Raw genomic sequence first — 13,550 nt, 5'->3', positions numbered from 1 at the left:
TAAGAAGTTCTTCAACTTCTTGCCCCAACCTTCGGAGACAGTCAATCGAGGCCGGCGAACCGCCCTCGGTGACTACTCTTTGTGTCAGAACCGCGTCAGGCATCCCGTCGGCGTGGAGGGGCTTTTACGGGTCTGACCGGACCCTGTAAACCCCCTCCTCATGCGATAAACGCATGGCCGACATGTTCAGCTACGCAGCAGGTGCAACCTCCACCTCCAGGGCGAGTTCATCCCCCTTGGTGGTCACACGCACGGCGTCACCCGAACGCACCTGGCCCTCCAGCAGCAGGACAGCCATTTTATCCTGCAAATTCCGCTGGATGACGCGTTTCAGAGGCCGCGCGCCATAAACCGGATCATACCCCGCCTCCGCCAGCCAAGCGCGAGCGGACTCATCCAGCACCAGGCCGATCTTGCGGTCATCCAGCAGCGCCCGCAGACGCTCCAGCTGGATGTCCACGATGACGTCCATGTCCGTGCGCGCCAGGCGGCGGAACAGCACGATCTCGTCCAGCCGGTTCAGGAATTCCGGCCGGAAGCGGTCCCGCACCGCCCGCATCACCGCGGGGCGCGCCTGTTCGATATCGGCGTCATCGGCCAAATCCGCGATGGCATGGGCACCCAAGTTGCTGGTCAGCACGATGATGCAGTTGCGGAAATCCACCGTCCGCCCCTGGCCATCCGTCAGCCGCCCGTCATCCAGCACCTGCAGCAGGATGTTGAAGACATCCTCGTGCGCCTTCTCCACCTCGTCGAAGAGGATCACCTGGTAGGGTCGCCGCCGGATCGCCTCGGTCAGCGCCCCCCCTTCCTCATAGCCGACATAGCCCGGGGGCGCGCCGATCAGCCGCGAAACGGCGTGCTTCTCCATGAACTCGCTCATGTCGATGCGCGTCATCGCCCGGTCATCGTCAAACAGGAACGACGCCACCGCCTTCACCAGCTCGGTCTTGCCCACGCCCGTGGGGCCCAGGAACAGGAAGCTGCCAATGGGCCGGTTCGGGTCCTGCAGCCCGGCGCGGGCGCGCCGCACCGCCTTGGACACCGCCTCCAGCGCCTCCTCCTGGCCGACGACGCGCTTCCGCAGCGCGTCCTCCATCCGCAAGAGCTTGGCGCGCTCCCCTTCCAGCATCTTCTCGACGGGAATACCGGTCCACCGGCTGACGACGCCCGCGATGCCCTCCTCGGTCACCGCCTCGTTCACCAGCTTGGCGCCGCCCTCACCGGCCTCGGCCAGCTTCTTCTCCAGCTGCGGGATGGTGCCATAGCGCAGCTCCGCCGCCTTGTTCAGGTCGCCGCGGCGCTCGGCCAGCTCCTGCTCGGTGCGGGCCGCATCCAGCTGCTCCTTCAGCTTCTGGGTTTCGACCACCCTCCCCTTCTCGGACTCCCAGGCGGCGGTCATCGCGCTGGAACGCTCCTCCAGCTCGGCCAATTCCCGCTCCAGCTTGGCCAGACGGTCCCGAGAGGCCTCGTCCTCCTCCCGCTTCAGCGCCTCCCGCTCAATCTTCAATTGCAGGAGGCGGCGGTCCAGCTCGTCCAGCTCCTCGGGCTTGCTGTCCACCATCATCCGCAGGCGCGACGCCGCCTCGTCCACCAGGTCAATGGCCTTGTCGGGGAGGAAGCGGTCGGTGATGTAGCGGTTGGACAGCGTCGCGGCGGCCACCAACGCGGCGTCCGCGATACGGACCCCGTGATGCAGCTCATATTTCTCGCGGATGCCGCGGAGGATGCTGATCGTGTCCTCCACCGTTGGCTCGCCCACAAACACTGGCTGGAAGCGCCGGGCCAGCGCCGCGTCCTTCTCGATATGCTTGCGGTATTCCGCCAGGGTGGTGGCGCCAATGCAGTGCAGTTCACCCCGCGCCAGGGCCGGCTTCAGCAGGTTGGAGGCGTCCATCGCCCCATCCGCCTTGCCCGCGCCGACCAGCGTGTGGAGTTCGTCGATGAAGAGGATGACCTGCCCTTCGGCGTCCTCCACCTCCTTCAGCACGCCCTTGAGACGTTCCTCGAACTCGCCGCGGTACTTGGCCCCGGCCACCATGGCGCCGAGGTCGAGCGACATCACGCGCTTATCCTTCAGTGCCTCCGGGACGTCGCCCTTGGCCACGCGCAGGGCCAGGCCCTCCACGATGGCGGTCTTGCCCACGCCGGGCTCGCCGATCAACACCGGGTTGTTCTTGGTGCGCCGGGCCAGCACCTGGATGGTGCGGCGGATTTCCTCGTCGCGCCCGATGACGGGGTCGAGCTTGCCGTTGCGCGCCGCATCGGTGATGTCGCGCGCATATTTCTTCAGCGCGTCGAAGCTTTCCTCGGCATTGGGGGCATCCACGCGCCGGCCTTTGCGGAGGCGAAGGATGGCCTCTTCCAGCGCGGGGGCCGTGACATGGCCGGCCTTCAGGGCCTCGGCCGCCGGACCAGAGGTGAGCGCGAGGCCCAGCAGCATCCGGTCCTGCGCCACATAGGCGTCACCCGCCTTGGTGGCGGATTGCTGGGCGGCGTCCAGCGCGCGCACCAGTTCCGGGGCGGCATTGGGCTGGCCGGCGCCCCCGCCCTGCACGGAGGGAAGCTTCTTGAGCGCCGCCTCCACCGCTGCCCGCGCCGCGGCCGCATCGCCGCCGGCCGCGCCGATCAGGCCCGCCGCAGCGCCCTGCTCGTCGTCGAGCAGCGCCTTGAGCAGATGCTCCGGCGTCAGGCGCTGATGGTATTCGCGGATCGCGATGGTTTGCGCGGCCTGGAGGAATCCGCGGGCGCGCTCGGTAAACTTCTCAATGTCCATTCCTGTCCCTCCATGAGGCGACTGCATGTCCACGCCCCCGATTGGGCGACGCGGTCAAGGGGAGTGTGGTAACTCTGCCACGGTGACTTCAAGAGGAATCGGTGAGGAAGCCATGCGCGTCGAACACATCTACCGCTACCCTGTGAAGGGATTCTCGGCCGAAGCACTGGAGGAGGTCACCCTCACCCCCGGCCAATGCCTGCCGCATGACAGGGTCTATGCCCTGGCCCAGGGGGATTCCCCCTTCGACACCTCGGCCCCGGTCTGGATGCGGAAGACGAACTTCGCCTGCCTGGCCGCCAACGCCCGCATCGCGAAGCTGCATACGGCCTATGATCCAAAGACCGCCCAGCTCGTCATCCGCCCGCCCGAGGGGGCGCCGCTGATGCTGGACCTGAAGAAGCCCGCGGACCGCACCCGCCTCGAGGACTTCATCACCGACTACATGGGCGAGGAGGCCCGCGGCCGGCTGCGCCTGGCGGAAGCGCCCGGCTACAACTTCACCGACATCCCGCAGAAATCCGTCTCCATCATCTCCCTGGCCAGCCTGGCGGCGCTGGAGCGCGCCCATGGGATGCGGCTTGATCCCCTGCGTTTCCGCGCCAACATCTACGTCTCGGGCGGGGCCGAGTGGGCGGATTTCGACCTGGTGGGCCAGGAGATCCAGCTCGGCACGGCCAGGCTGCGCGTCTGGAAGCGCATCGTCCGCTGCCCCGCCACTGAGGTGAACCCCGACACGGCCGAGCGTGACGCACGCCCCCCGCGCGTGCTGCGCGAGAATTTCGGCCATGCCGACCTCGGCGTGCAGGCCGAGGTGCTGGAAGGGGGCCGCGTGGCGGTGGGCGATGCGCTGGAGGTCTTCACCCCGGCCTGACCCGCCCGCCGCCAGCAGGAAGGGCTTGGGCATGGAACCGGTGGACGTGGCGCTGGTGCTGGCGGTGGATGTCTCCGCCAGCGTGGACTTCCAGGAATTCGCGCTGATGATCGGCGGGCTCTCCGCCGCCTTCCGCGACGAATCCGTGCTGGCCGCCGCCACGGGCGGGCCGCGCGGCGCGGCGGCGCTTTCGGCCGTCTTCTGGTCCGACACCGCCGAACCCGCAACGCCCTGGACCCGGGTCCAGGACGCGGCCAGCGCGGAAGGCTTCGCCACTTTGCTGGAGGAAGCCCCCCGCCTCCCCCGCCCCGGCGCCACGGCGCTGGGGGATGGGATGGTGGCGGGCCTTGCCCTGCTCGCCCGCTGCCCGGCGCCGGCCACGCGGTCGGTGATGGATGTCTCGGGCGATGGGCGCAGCAATCGCGGCCGCCCCCCGGGCCCGGTGCGCGACCTGGGCGTGGCCGCGGGCGTCACCATCAACGGCCTGGCCGTGGTGAACGAGGAGCCGGACCTGCTGGAGCACTACGAGACCGAGGTCATCGGCGGCCCCGGCGCCTTCGCCATGTCCTGCGCCGACTACGCCGATTTCGTGGAGGCCATCCGCCGCAAGCTGATCCGGGAGCTGCGCGGGCCGGGCCTGCTGGTGGTGTGAGGGCCGGGCTTCAGCGCGGTGCCTCCGCCCCGCCCACCCCGGACAGGCGCTCCACCAGCTGCAGCAGCCGCAGTATTTCCTGTTCGCGCAGCGCGTCGAGCTTGGCGTGCAGCGCCTCGATCTCCAGCTCCGCCTTCACGTTCACGCGGTAGTCGTGCTCGGCATGCCGGCGGTCCAGCTCCGCCTGGCGGTTTTGGCTCATCATGATGATGGGCGCGGTGTAGGCCGCCTGGAAGGAGAGCAGCAGGTTCAGCAGGATGAAGGGATAGGGGTCCCAGGCATTCGCATAGGCGATGACGTTGGCCGCGATCCAGAGCGCGAGCAGCACGCTCTGGATCACGATGAACCGCCAGGAGCCGATGAGGGCCGTCACCGCGTCCGCGATGCGCTGGGCGCGCCCGGCACGCCGCACTGCCGGATGGGTCAGATGTGCCGGGCGTTCCCGGCGCAACTCGTCGAGTCGCGACTGGTCCTCGGCGGAAAGCTTGATGCGGCGTGCGGTCATGGCAGGCTCCGTGGCAGTGACGGAGCATAGGCATCTTCCGCCGCAGGACGGGGCCGCGAAAGAAGCGGCTCAGCCCAGCGTCCGCGCCACCTCGGCATGGCGCGACAGGCCTTCCCCGAGCTCGCCTTCGTCGATCGAATCCGCGAAGGCGCGAAAGGCATCCCGCGCCTGGTCGGCTGGCAGGGCCCCGGTCGCCACCCACCAGCGCAGCAGCACCAGCCAGGTCGCGGCCACATCGGCGCGGCAATAGGCGGCGATGCGCGCATGATCGCCGGCCGCCCAGAGGCCCTCCACCCGTTCCCCATCCATCTCGGCCTTCAGCGGCAGGCCCAGCAGGGCGCAGCACTCCGCGAGGCTCGGCGCCGGCGAGGCGCGGAAGCCCGAAAGCCGGTCCATCAGATCGAGGTGCATTCGGCCGAAGCGGTGCAGATAATCGGCGCCCGCCGCCCCATGCAGGTGCGGCAGCGGCACCCCCAGCGCCATGGCGCGGTAGCGCAGCACGGGAATGTCGAAGCCCGAGGTGTTGAAGCCCACAAGTAATGGGCCGCCCTGCAGGGCGCGGTCGAAGCGGGCCAGCAAATCGGCCTCATCGTGATCGGCGAGGGTGGCGGCGCGGACATAGCGCACGCGCCAGGGCTCGTCGGGGTCCGTGCGCTCCGCGCCCAGCAGGCCCAGGCAGCAGAGCCGGTGCAGAGGGGCCTTGAGGAAGGCTTCCTCCGGCGCCTCGCCGGCGCGGGCGTAATGGGCGCCAAGGGCGGCGCGGATCTCGGCGTCGGGGGCCTCGGGCAGGTTCAGCAGCGCCCGGCCGGAAGCGAGGTCCGGCAGGGTCTCGATGTCGAGGATCAGCAGCCTTTGCAGCTCAGGCCTGCTTGCGCTCGATCAGCCCGCTGCGGATTTTCCGCCCGCGCTGGATGCGGTCCACGATGAACTCCTCCTGCCCCCAGCGGATGGCCCGGCCGAACGCCTGGGCATCTTCCGTGAAGCGCGCCAGCATTTCCAGCACGGCCTCGCGGTTGTTGAGGAAGACGTCGCGCCACATGGCCACGTCGCTGGCCGCGATGCGGGTGAAGTCCCGGAAGCCCGAGGCCGCGAATTTCAGCACGCTCTCGCGCGTTTCCTCGGACAGGTCATCGGCCGTGCCGCAAATGGTGAAGGCGATGAGGTGCGGCAGGTGGGAGACGATGGCCACCACCTTGTCATGCGTCACCGGGTCCATGGCTTCCACGGTGGAGCCGCAGCGCCGCCAGAACTCCCGCACCTTCTCCAGCGCGGCGGGGTCCGTGGCCTCGGTGGGCGTGACGATGCAATAGCGCCCGTCGAAGAGCGTGGCGAAGCCGGCATCCGGGCCGGAGTACTCCGTGCCGGCCATGGGGTGCGCGGGCACGAGATGCACGCCAGGGGGCAGCAGCGGCGTCAGGTCGCGAATGACCGAGCCCTTGGTGGAGCCCACGTCCGACAGGATGGTACCGGGCGCCAGATGCGGCGCGATCTCGCGCATCACCGCGGCATAGGCGCCGACCGGCACGCAGAGGATGACGGCGTCCGCGCCCCGGACCGCCTCGGCCGCGCTGTCCACCACGCGGTCGGCGAAGCCCAGCTCCCGCACGCGGTCGCGCGTGGCGGCGCTGCGGGCGGTGACCACCACCTCGCCCGCCAGGGCGCGGGTTTCCTGGTTGCGGCGGGCGATCGAGCCGCCGATCAGCCCCGCCCCGATCAGGCAGAGGCGCTGGAACAGGGGTTCAACCGCCATTCTGGACGAAGGCGGCGAGGCCCTCCTGCACCAGGGTGCATTCCTCGGCCGTGCCGATGGTGATCCGCAGGCAGGTCGGCAGGGCATAGCCGCCCACGGCGCGAACGATGATGCCGCGCGCCCGCAGCGACGCATCGGCGGCCTTCGCACGCTCCGCATCGCCGAAATCGGCCAGGATGAAATTGCAGGCGCTGGGCCAGACCTTGATGCCCAGCGCGCGCAGCCCCTCGGACAGCTTCCCGCGCCATTCCTCATTGTGGGCGACGCTGCGCTCGATCCAGCCAGGTTCGGACACCGCCGCGATGCCCGCCGCCATGGCGGCCGAGTTCACGTTGAAGGGCCCGCGAATGCGCGCCAGCACGTCGGCCACCTGCGGCGGCATATAGGCCCAGCCCAGGCGCAGCCCGCCGAGGCCATAGATCTTGCTGAAGGTGCGCGTCATGACCGTGTTGCCGGAGGCATCCACCAGGGCGTTGCCGGGGTCGTAATCCGGGTCGGTCACGTATTCGGCATAGGCCGCGTCGAGAATGAGCAGGATGTCGTCGCGCAGCCCGGCGCGCAGCCGCTGCACCTCGGAGCGCGGCAGCAGGGCACCCGTCGGGTTGTTGGGGTTCACCAGGCAGACCAGCTTGGTGCGGGGGCCGACGGCCGCCAGCATCGCGTCCACATCGGCCATCAGGTTGCGCTCGGGCACCTTGATGACGCGGCAGCCGGCGTAGCGGCCCGTCAGGTCATACATGACGAAGCCATGGGCGGGCATGACCAGCTCCGTCCCCTCCCCGCCATAGGCGAGGATGAGATAGGCGATCAGCTCGTCCGAGCCATTCCCGCAGACGATCCGCGCGGGGTCGAGGCCGAAGCGGGCGCCGATGGCCTCGCGCAGCTTGGTCGCCCCGCCATCGGGGTAGCGGTGCGCCTCGCGCGCGGCGGCGATGATGGCCTCCTGCGCGGAGGGGGGCGGGCCGAAGGCGCCCTCGTTGGAGGACAGCTTGATGATCCGGTTCACGCCCGGGATCTTCGACTCGCCGCCCACATAGGGCTCGATCGTCAGGATGGAGGGGCGGGGGAGCAGGGCGTTCACGCGGAGGGCGCTCCTCGTTCGGGGATGGCGTAGCGGCCGAGCACGGCCGCATCGGCCGGCACGGTGCCGTCGGTCTCGATCAGGGCCAGGGTGTGCGTGCCCTCGCGGCGCAGCACCACGACGCGGCCGCCGGGGAACATGGCCGCCACCGAGGCGCGATCCGGCGTGCCAGGCAGTTCCACCCGCACCAGGGTGGCGTCCTCTCCCGACGGGTCGGCGGGGTAGAGGGCGACCACGGCGGCCTCCAGCGGCGGCTCGCGCTCACTCAGGAAGGGCAGGCGCGCGATGATGGAGAGGTGCTGGGCGTCGAGGCGCATCCACCAGCTCTCGGCCTCGTTGTCGCTTTCGCGCGGCCAGGGCAGGACAGCCACCGCCGCCTCCCGGTGGCCCAGGGCGGAGAGAGCCGCCCCGGCGGAGGGGTGCTGGCGCAACGGCGTGGCCGCGCCGAAATGCGAGGCGGCCAGGCGTGCCAGTGCCGGGTCGGCCGGCAGGGCGACGGAAAAGCTGGCCTGTTGCGCGATGGAACCGGCGAAGATCTCCCGCCACACCTGCACCAGCGTGGCCCGTGGCATGGCGCCGCGGTGGCCGGACAGGAGGCGGCGGAGGATGCGCGCCTCGCGCCCGGGGCGCAGCACGGTGCCCTGCGGCTTCGCCGCGCTGCGGGCGAGGCGCTGCACCACCTCCGCCCGGCGCATCAGCAGGGCATGCAGGGCGTCATCGGCCGCATCGATCTCGGCGCGCAGTGCGGCCAGCGCGGCCTCGGAGGGCGCGGTCTCGGGCGGGGCGGTCTCGGGTGGGGGCGCGTCGGACATGTCTCCTGCACGCATAGCGGGGGGGGCGCGCGGCGCCAAGTTGCCCGGTCGCGGGGCAGGCCCTATCTCTGTGCGTGAATGAACCAGACCGCCCCCCCGCCGCCCATCGAGCACCAGCGCACCGTGCTGCGGGACGGGCTGCGGCTCGATTCAGGACAGCTGATCCGCCCGCTGCACGTGGCCTGGCGCAGCTATGGCACGCTGAACGCGGACCGCAGCAATGCCATCCTGATCTGCCACGCCCTGACCGGCGACCAATATGTGGCCGAGCGCCACCCCAGCACGGGCAAGCCCGGCTGGTGGGCCAACCTGGTGGGTCCCGGCCTGCCGGTGGACACGGACCGCTTCTTCGTCATCTGCGCCAATGTTCTGGGCGGCTGTATGGGGTCGAGCGGCCCGCGCGAGGAAATGACCGACGCGGACGGGAATGGCTTGGGCCGGCCCTGGGGCACGGATTTCCCCTCCATCACCATCCGCGACATGGTCCGCGCCCAGAAGATGCTGGTGGACCATCTGGGCATTGACCGGCTGCTGGCCGTGATCGGTGGCTCCATGGGCGGGATGCAGGTGCTGGAATGGGCCGCGACCTTCCCGCAGAGCGTCTTCGCCGCCGCCCCCATTGCCTGCGCCACCCACCATTCCGCGCAGAACATCGCCTTCCACGAGGTGGGCCGCGCCGCCATCCAGGCCGACCCCGACTGGATGGGCGGGCGTTACTGGGAGACGGGGCGCATTCCCGAACGCGGCCTGTCCGTCGCGCGCATGGTGGCCCACATCACCTATTTGAGCGAGGCGGCGCTGACGCGGAAGTTCGGACGCGAACTCCAAGGAGGCTCGGCGCTGACCTTCCTGGAGGACGTGTTCCAGGTGCAGAGCTACCTGCGCCACCAGGGCAGCACCTTCGTGCGGCGCTTCGACGCCAACAGCTACCTCACCATCACCCGGGCCATGGATTATTTCGACCTGGCGACGGAGCATGGTGGGCTGGCCAAGGCCTTCGGCGGCACACCGACGCGCTTCCTCGTGGCCTCCTTCTCCTCCGACTGGCTCTTCCCGACCTCCGAGAGCCGCGCGCTGGTGCGGGCGCTGAACGCGGCCGCGGCGCGCGTCAGCTTCATCGAGATCACGACCGACAAGGGCCACGACGCCTTCCTGCTGGACGAGCCCGATTTCCACCGGGCGCTGGGCGGCTTTGTCGCGGGCGCCGCGCGGGACCTCGGCCTGTGAGCGCGGCGCTGCTGATGCGCGCCCAGGCGCGCAACAATGCCTGGGCAAACCACCGCCTGCTGACGGCCTGCGCGGGCCTTTCCCAGGCCGAGTTCGAGGCGCCGCGCACGGGGTTCTTCCCCTCGCTCCGCGCCACGCTGAACCACATCCTGGTCATTGACCTGTTCTATGTGGACGCGCTGGAGGGCGGCACGCTCGGCCCCGCCGCCTGGGCGGACCCCGAACCCTGCGCGACACTGGCGGAGTTGCACGCCGCCCAGGCGGCGGTGGACCGCCGGCTCATGGCTTGGTGCGACGCGCTGACGGATGACGACATGGGCCGCACCATCCACGTCCACCGCGGCGAGCGCGTGCAGACCGAGCGCGCGGACCGGCTGCTGCTGCACATCTTCCAGCACCAGGTGCATCACCGTGGCCAGGCGCACGCGATGCTGTCGGGCACCTCCATCCGCCCGCCGCAACTGGATGAGTTCTACAGCGTCGGCGAGGCGCCCCTGCGCGCGGCGGAATTCGCGGCTCTGGGCTTCACCGAGACTGATCTCTGGCAGGAGCGCGCGTGATGCGGCCGCCCGCTCCCGTCCAGTATGTCGCGAAGAACATGCGCCTCGACCTGCGGATCATCGCGGAGATGATCCCTGAGCGCGCGCGGGTGCTCGACATCGGCTGCGGCGACGGCACGCTGATGGCGCATCTCGTCACCGAGAAGGCGGTGGATGCGCGCGGCATGGAGATTGACATGAAGGAGGCCACGGAAGCCGTGGCCAATGGCCTCGCCGTCATCCATGGCGATGCCGACACGGACCTGGCCTTCTATCCCGATGACGCCTTCGACTATGTGGTGCTGAGCCGCACGCTCCAGGCCGTGGAACGCCCGCGCGAGGTGTTGAGCCAGATGCTGCGCATCGGCCGCCACGCGATCGTGAGCTTCCCCAATTTCGGGCATTGGGAGGTGCGGCTGAAGCTGCTGCTGGGTGGCCGCATGCCGGACACCGAGACCTGGAGCCGACCCTGGTACGAGACGCCGAACATCCACCCCTGCACCATCCTGGACTTCGTGGCGCTGGCCGAGATGGATGGCCATGTCATCGAACGCTGGTTGGCGGTGGATGAACGCGGGCTGAAGGCGCCCTGGCGGCGTTCGGTGCGGCTGGCCAACATGTTCGGGCAGCAGGCGCTGTTCCTGCTGCGCCGCAAATAGCCACGCCGCCCGCCGCCTGGCGGCGGAAATCGTGGTCCTGCCGGTCCTTGATCGTCTAGCATCGCCCTGTCCAGCCGGACGCGCCCCACGAAGGGGCGTGACGGAGGGGCCTGCGAGGCACGACAGGGAAGGACAAGAAGCATGGCACGTCTGGCGGTGGTGACGGGGGGCACGCGCGGCATTGGCGCCGCGATCAGCAAGGGGCTCATGGCCGCCGGGCGGAAGGTGGTGGCGACCTATGGCGGGAATGACGAGGCCGCGCGGGCCTTTTCCGCCGAGACGGGCATTCCCGTCGCCAAGTTCGACGTGAGCGACTTCGACGCCTGCGTGGAGGCGGTGAAGCGCATCGAGGCCGAGCACGGCCCCGTCGAGATCCTGGTGAACAATGCCGGCATCACGCGCGACGCCATGCTGCGCAAGCAGACGCGCGAGATGTGGGACGCCGTGATAGATACCAACCTCGGCTCCTGCTTCAACATGTGCAAGGCGGTGTGGGACGGCATGACGGGGCGCAAGTTCGGGCGCATCGTCAACATCGGTTCCATCAACGGCCAGGCGGGGCAGCTGGGCCAGGTGAACTACGCCGCCGCCAAATCCGGCATCCATGGCTTCACCAAGGCGCTGGCGCAGGAAGGCGCCCGCGCGCAGGTCACCGTGAACGCCATCGCACCCGGCTATGTGGACACGGAGATGGTGCGCGCCGTGCCGGCCGATGTGCTGGAGAAGATCGTGGCGCGGATCCCGCGCGGGCGTCTCGGCACGGCTGATGACATCGCCCGCGGCGTGGTGTTCCTGACGGCCGATGAGGCGGACTTCATCACCGGCAGCACGCTGTCCATCAATGGCGGGCAGCACATGTACTGAGGGTGGCGTGGCCCCTGGCGATGGCGCCAGGGGCCATGCGCGTTCAGGCGTGTTCGAGCGCCACGGTGAACTCGGCCTCGGTGGCCGCGCGCAGCTCATCGAGGCTGACGCCGGGGGCGAGTTCCACCAGGCGCAGATCCGTGGGGCCGCGGCGGGCGATGGAGAACACCGCCATGTCCGTCACCACCATGTCCACCACGCGCTGGCCGGTCAGCGGCAGGGCGCATTCCTTCAGCAGCTTGGGCTTGCCGCCGGCGGTGTGCTCCATCAGCACGATCACGCGCTTGACGCCGGCGACGAGGTCCATGGCCCCGCCCATGCCCTTCACCATCTTGCCGGGGATCATCCAGTTGGCGAGGTCGCCATTGGCCGCCACCTGAAGCGCGCCCAGGATGGACAGATCAATGTGGCCGCCACGGATCATGGCGAAGCTGTCGGCGCTGCTGAAGATGCTGGTGGTGGGCAGCATCGAGACGGTCTGCTTGCCGGCGTTGATCACGTCCGGGTCTTCGGAGCCTTCCTCGGGGAAGGGACCGATGCCCAGCATGCCGTTTTCGCTTTGCAGCTGCACGGAGATGCCGGAGGGGATGTGGTTGGCCACCAGCGTCGGAATGCCGATGCCGAGATTGACGTAGAAGCCGTCCTCCAGCTCACGCGCGGCGCGGGCGGCCATCTGGTCACGGGTCCAGGGCATGGTCGTCTCCTTTCCTCAGGCCGCTTCGCGGGGGCGGACGGTGCGGTTCTCGATGCGCTTCTCGTAGCCGGGCGGCACCTGGATGAGGCGCTTCACGAAGATGCCGGGCGTCACGATGTGATCGGGGTCGATCTCGCCGGGATGCACCAGATGCTCGACCTGCGCCACCGTCATGCGGGCCGCGGTGGCCATCATCGGATTGAAGTTCCGCGCGGTGCGCCGGTAGACGAGGTTACCCTCATGGTCGCCCATCCAGGCATGGACCAGGGCGAGGTCGGCCATGATGCCGCGTTCCATCACATAGGTCTCGCCGTCGAATTCGGCGGTGGGCTTGCCTTCCGCCACCGCGGTGCCGACGCCGGTCTTGGTGTAGAAGGCCGGGATGCCGGCGCCGCCGGCGCGGATGCGCTCGGCCAGCGTGCCCTGGGGGTTGAACTCGATCTCGAGTTCGCCGGCCAGGAACTGCCGGGCGAACTCGGCATTCTCGCCCACATAGCTCGCGATCATCTTCTTGATCTGGCGGGTGCGGAGCAGGCGGCCCAGGCCCACATCATCGATGCCGGCATTGTTGGAGACGACGGTCAGGCCCTTCACCCCCGAATCGCGCACCGCGTCGATCAGGATGTCGGGGATGCCACAGAGGCCGAAGCCGCCGGAATGGATCACCATGTCGTCACGCAACAGGCCAGCCAGTGCCGCCGTCGCGTCGGGGTAGACCTTTCGCATCGTGCCTCATCCTCGATTGGTGCGGCGCAAACTACCCGTCCGCCTCTTTGCAGGAAAGGGCGAGGGTGGGCTTGCGGGCTGTTTCGAGGGGGGCTATAGCCGCGTCCACCCAAGGGGGGCCATAGCTCAGTTGGGAGAGCGCTTGAATGGCATTCAAGAGGTCGGCGGTTCGATTCCGCCTGGCTCCACCACTCCCCTTCCTGCACCGGACATCATGATTTTCTGACGCGGGGCCGCTCGGCTCTGTCGCGCGATCATGTCCGATGTGTTTGGGAAGGCATGTCCCCGGCGGGATTCGAACCCACGGCCCCCAGATTAGGAATCTGGTGCTCTATCCGGCTGAGCTACGGAGACGCCGCCGCGGGAAATAGCACTTCCCGCGCCCCCGCAA

At 69.2% G+C, this 13,550-nt stretch carries 14 protein-coding genes and 2 tRNA genes; 7 read left to right on the top strand and 9 right to left on the bottom strand.

Translation table 11 applies throughout. The features are described 5' to 3' along the window. Window positions 1-190: 190 nt before the first annotated feature. Window positions 191-2,776 (bottom strand): ATP-dependent chaperone ClpB, encoded by a 2,586-nt coding sequence (clpB, locus tag JTN19_RS08340; RefSeq protein ID WP_206931455.1) that lies wholly within the window; start codon window positions 2,774-2,776, stop codon window positions 191-193. Between the two features lie 112 nt (window positions 2,777-2,888). On the opposite strand from clpB, the gene JTN19_RS08335 reads away from it, so the two are divergent. Further along, window positions 2,889-3,650 carry an MOSC domain-containing protein gene (locus tag JTN19_RS08335; RefSeq protein WP_206931454.1) on the top strand — a complete coding sequence of 254 codons (762 nt, stop codon included), beginning with the start codon at window positions 2,889-2,891 and terminating at the stop codon, window positions 3,648-3,650. A gap of 31 nt (window positions 3,651-3,681) precedes the next feature. Continuing rightward, a complete protein-coding gene (locus JTN19_RS08330) occupies window positions 3,682-4,302 on the top strand; it encodes a DUF1194 domain-containing protein (RefSeq protein ID WP_206931453.1) in 621 nt (206 codons plus the stop codon). A gap of 10 nt (window positions 4,303-4,312) precedes the next feature. Here the strand turns inward: JTN19_RS08330 and JTN19_RS08325 are convergent, their stop codons facing one another. The 5 genes from JTN19_RS08325 to JTN19_RS08305 all read right to left on the bottom strand — a co-directional run bounded on the left by JTN19_RS08325 (window position 4,313) and on the right by JTN19_RS08305 (window position 8,450). Then, window positions 4,313-4,807: a DUF1003 domain-containing protein gene (locus tag JTN19_RS08325; RefSeq protein ID WP_206931452.1), complete on the bottom strand. Its 495-nt coding sequence runs from the start codon at window positions 4,805-4,807 to the stop codon at window positions 4,313-4,315. Window positions 4,808-4,876: 69 nt separating this feature from the next. Then, window positions 4,877-5,572: a ribonuclease H-like domain-containing protein gene (locus JTN19_RS08320; protein WP_340643295.1), complete on the bottom strand. Its 696-nt coding sequence runs from the start codon at window positions 5,570-5,572 to the stop codon at window positions 4,877-4,879. Between the two features lie 94 nt (window positions 5,573-5,666). Continuing rightward, window positions 5,667-6,557: a prephenate/arogenate dehydrogenase family protein gene (locus tag JTN19_RS08315; protein ID WP_206931451.1), complete on the bottom strand. Its 891-nt coding sequence runs from the start codon at window positions 6,555-6,557 to the stop codon at window positions 5,667-5,669. Continuing rightward, a complete protein-coding gene (gene hisC, locus JTN19_RS08310; protein WP_206931450.1) occupies window positions 6,547-7,638 on the bottom strand; it encodes a histidinol-phosphate transaminase in 1,092 nt (363 codons plus the stop codon). Before hisC ends, JTN19_RS08315 begins: the two co-directional genes overlap by 11 nt. Next, window positions 7,635-8,450, bottom strand: coding sequence for a chorismate mutase (locus tag JTN19_RS08305; protein WP_206931449.1), 816 nt, complete (start codon window positions 8,448-8,450; stop codon window positions 7,635-7,637). The genes hisC and JTN19_RS08305 overlap by 4 nt, the downstream gene beginning before the upstream one ends. A gap of 78 nt (window positions 8,451-8,528) precedes the next feature. Between JTN19_RS08305 and metX the strand changes: the two genes are divergently transcribed. The 4 genes from metX (at window position 8,529) to phbB (ending at window position 11,739) form a co-directional block, all read left to right on the top strand. Then, window positions 8,529-9,677, top strand: a complete 1,149-nt coding sequence (metX, locus tag JTN19_RS08300; protein WP_206931448.1) for a homoserine O-acetyltransferase MetX — start codon at window positions 8,529-8,531, stop codon at window positions 9,675-9,677. Next, window positions 9,674-10,237: a DinB family protein gene (locus JTN19_RS08295; protein WP_340643294.1), complete on the top strand. Its 564-nt coding sequence runs from the start codon at window positions 9,674-9,676 to the stop codon at window positions 10,235-10,237. Before metX ends, JTN19_RS08295 begins: the two co-directional genes overlap by 4 nt. 38 nt (window positions 10,238-10,275) lie before the next feature. Then, window positions 10,276-10,875: a methionine biosynthesis protein MetW gene (gene metW / locus JTN19_RS08290; RefSeq protein WP_206931456.1), complete on the top strand. Its 600-nt coding sequence runs from the start codon at window positions 10,276-10,278 to the stop codon at window positions 10,873-10,875. 141 nt (window positions 10,876-11,016) lie between these two features. Then, complete coding sequence (phbB, locus tag JTN19_RS08285; protein WP_206931447.1) at window positions 11,017-11,739, top strand: acetoacetyl-CoA reductase; 723 nt, start codon at window positions 11,017-11,019, stop codon at window positions 11,737-11,739. Between the two features lie 43 nt (window positions 11,740-11,782). On the opposite strand, the gene JTN19_RS08280 is transcribed toward phbB, so the two are convergent. Together JTN19_RS08280 and JTN19_RS08275 are read right to left on the bottom strand one after the other, a co-directional pair. Then, window positions 11,783-12,433 carry a CoA transferase subunit B gene (locus tag JTN19_RS08280; RefSeq protein ID WP_191086033.1) on the bottom strand — a complete coding sequence of 217 codons (651 nt, stop codon included), beginning with the start codon at window positions 12,431-12,433 and terminating at the stop codon, window positions 11,783-11,785. 15 nt (window positions 12,434-12,448) lie between these two features. Next, window positions 12,449-13,159, bottom strand: coding sequence for a CoA transferase subunit A (locus JTN19_RS08275; RefSeq protein WP_191086034.1), 711 nt, complete (start codon window positions 13,157-13,159; stop codon window positions 12,449-12,451). A gap of 115 nt (window positions 13,160-13,274) precedes the next feature. Between JTN19_RS08275 and JTN19_RS08270 the strand changes: the two genes are divergently transcribed. After that, window positions 13,275-13,350: transfer RNA gene (locus JTN19_RS08270), tRNA-Ala, on the top strand. 89 nt (window positions 13,351-13,439) lie between these two features. On the opposite strand, the gene JTN19_RS08265 is transcribed toward JTN19_RS08270, so the two are convergent. Next, a tRNA-Arg gene (locus JTN19_RS08265) sits at window positions 13,440-13,513 on the bottom strand. Window positions 13,514-13,550 lie beyond the last annotated feature (37 nt).

The sequence above is a fragment of the Roseococcus thiosulfatophilus genome, from assembly GCF_017311575.1.
Lineage (GTDB): Bacteria > Pseudomonadota > Alphaproteobacteria > Acetobacterales > Acetobacteraceae > Roseococcus > Roseococcus thiosulfatophilus.
The sequence above is the reverse complement of the archived record's forward strand: the minus strand, read 5'-3'. Positions and strand labels throughout refer to the sequence as shown.

Excerpts from the sequence above, each read along its gene's own strand:
- clpB (WP_206931455.1), bottom strand. The coding sequence starts at position 2,776 with ATGGACATTGAGAAGTTTACCGAGCGCGCCCGCGGATTCCTCCAGGCC.
- JTN19_RS08335 (WP_206931454.1), top strand. The coding sequence starts at position 2,889 with ATGCGCGTCGAACACATCTACCGCTACCCTGTGAAGGGATTCTCGGCC.
- JTN19_RS08330 (WP_206931453.1), top strand. The coding sequence starts at position 3,682 with ATGGAACCGGTGGACGTGGCGCTGGTGCTGGCGGTGGATGTCTCCGCC.
- JTN19_RS08325 (WP_206931452.1), bottom strand. The coding sequence starts at position 4,807 with ATGACCGCACGCCGCATCAAGCTTTCCGCCGAGGACCAGTCGCGACTC.
- JTN19_RS08315 (WP_206931451.1), bottom strand. The coding sequence starts at position 6,557 with ATGGCGGTTGAACCCCTGTTCCAGCGCCTCTGCCTGATCGGGGCGGGG.
- JTN19_RS08305 (WP_206931449.1), bottom strand. The coding sequence starts at position 8,450 with ATGTCCGACGCGCCCCCACCCGAGACCGCCCCGCCCGAGACCGCGCCC.
- metX (WP_206931448.1), top strand. The coding sequence starts at position 8,529 with ATGAACCAGACCGCCCCCCCGCCGCCCATCGAGCACCAGCGCACCGTG.
- metW (WP_206931456.1), top strand. The coding sequence starts at position 10,276 with ATGCGCCTCGACCTGCGGATCATCGCGGAGATGATCCCTGAGCGCGCG.
- phbB (WP_206931447.1), top strand. The coding sequence starts at position 11,017 with ATGGCACGTCTGGCGGTGGTGACGGGGGGCACGCGCGGCATTGGCGCC.
- JTN19_RS08280 (WP_191086033.1), bottom strand. The coding sequence starts at position 12,433 with ATGCCCTGGACCCGTGACCAGATGGCCGCCCGCGCCGCGCGTGAGCTG.
- JTN19_RS08275 (WP_191086034.1), bottom strand. The coding sequence starts at position 13,159 with ATGCGAAAGGTCTACCCCGACGCGACGGCGGCACTGGCTGGCCTGTTG.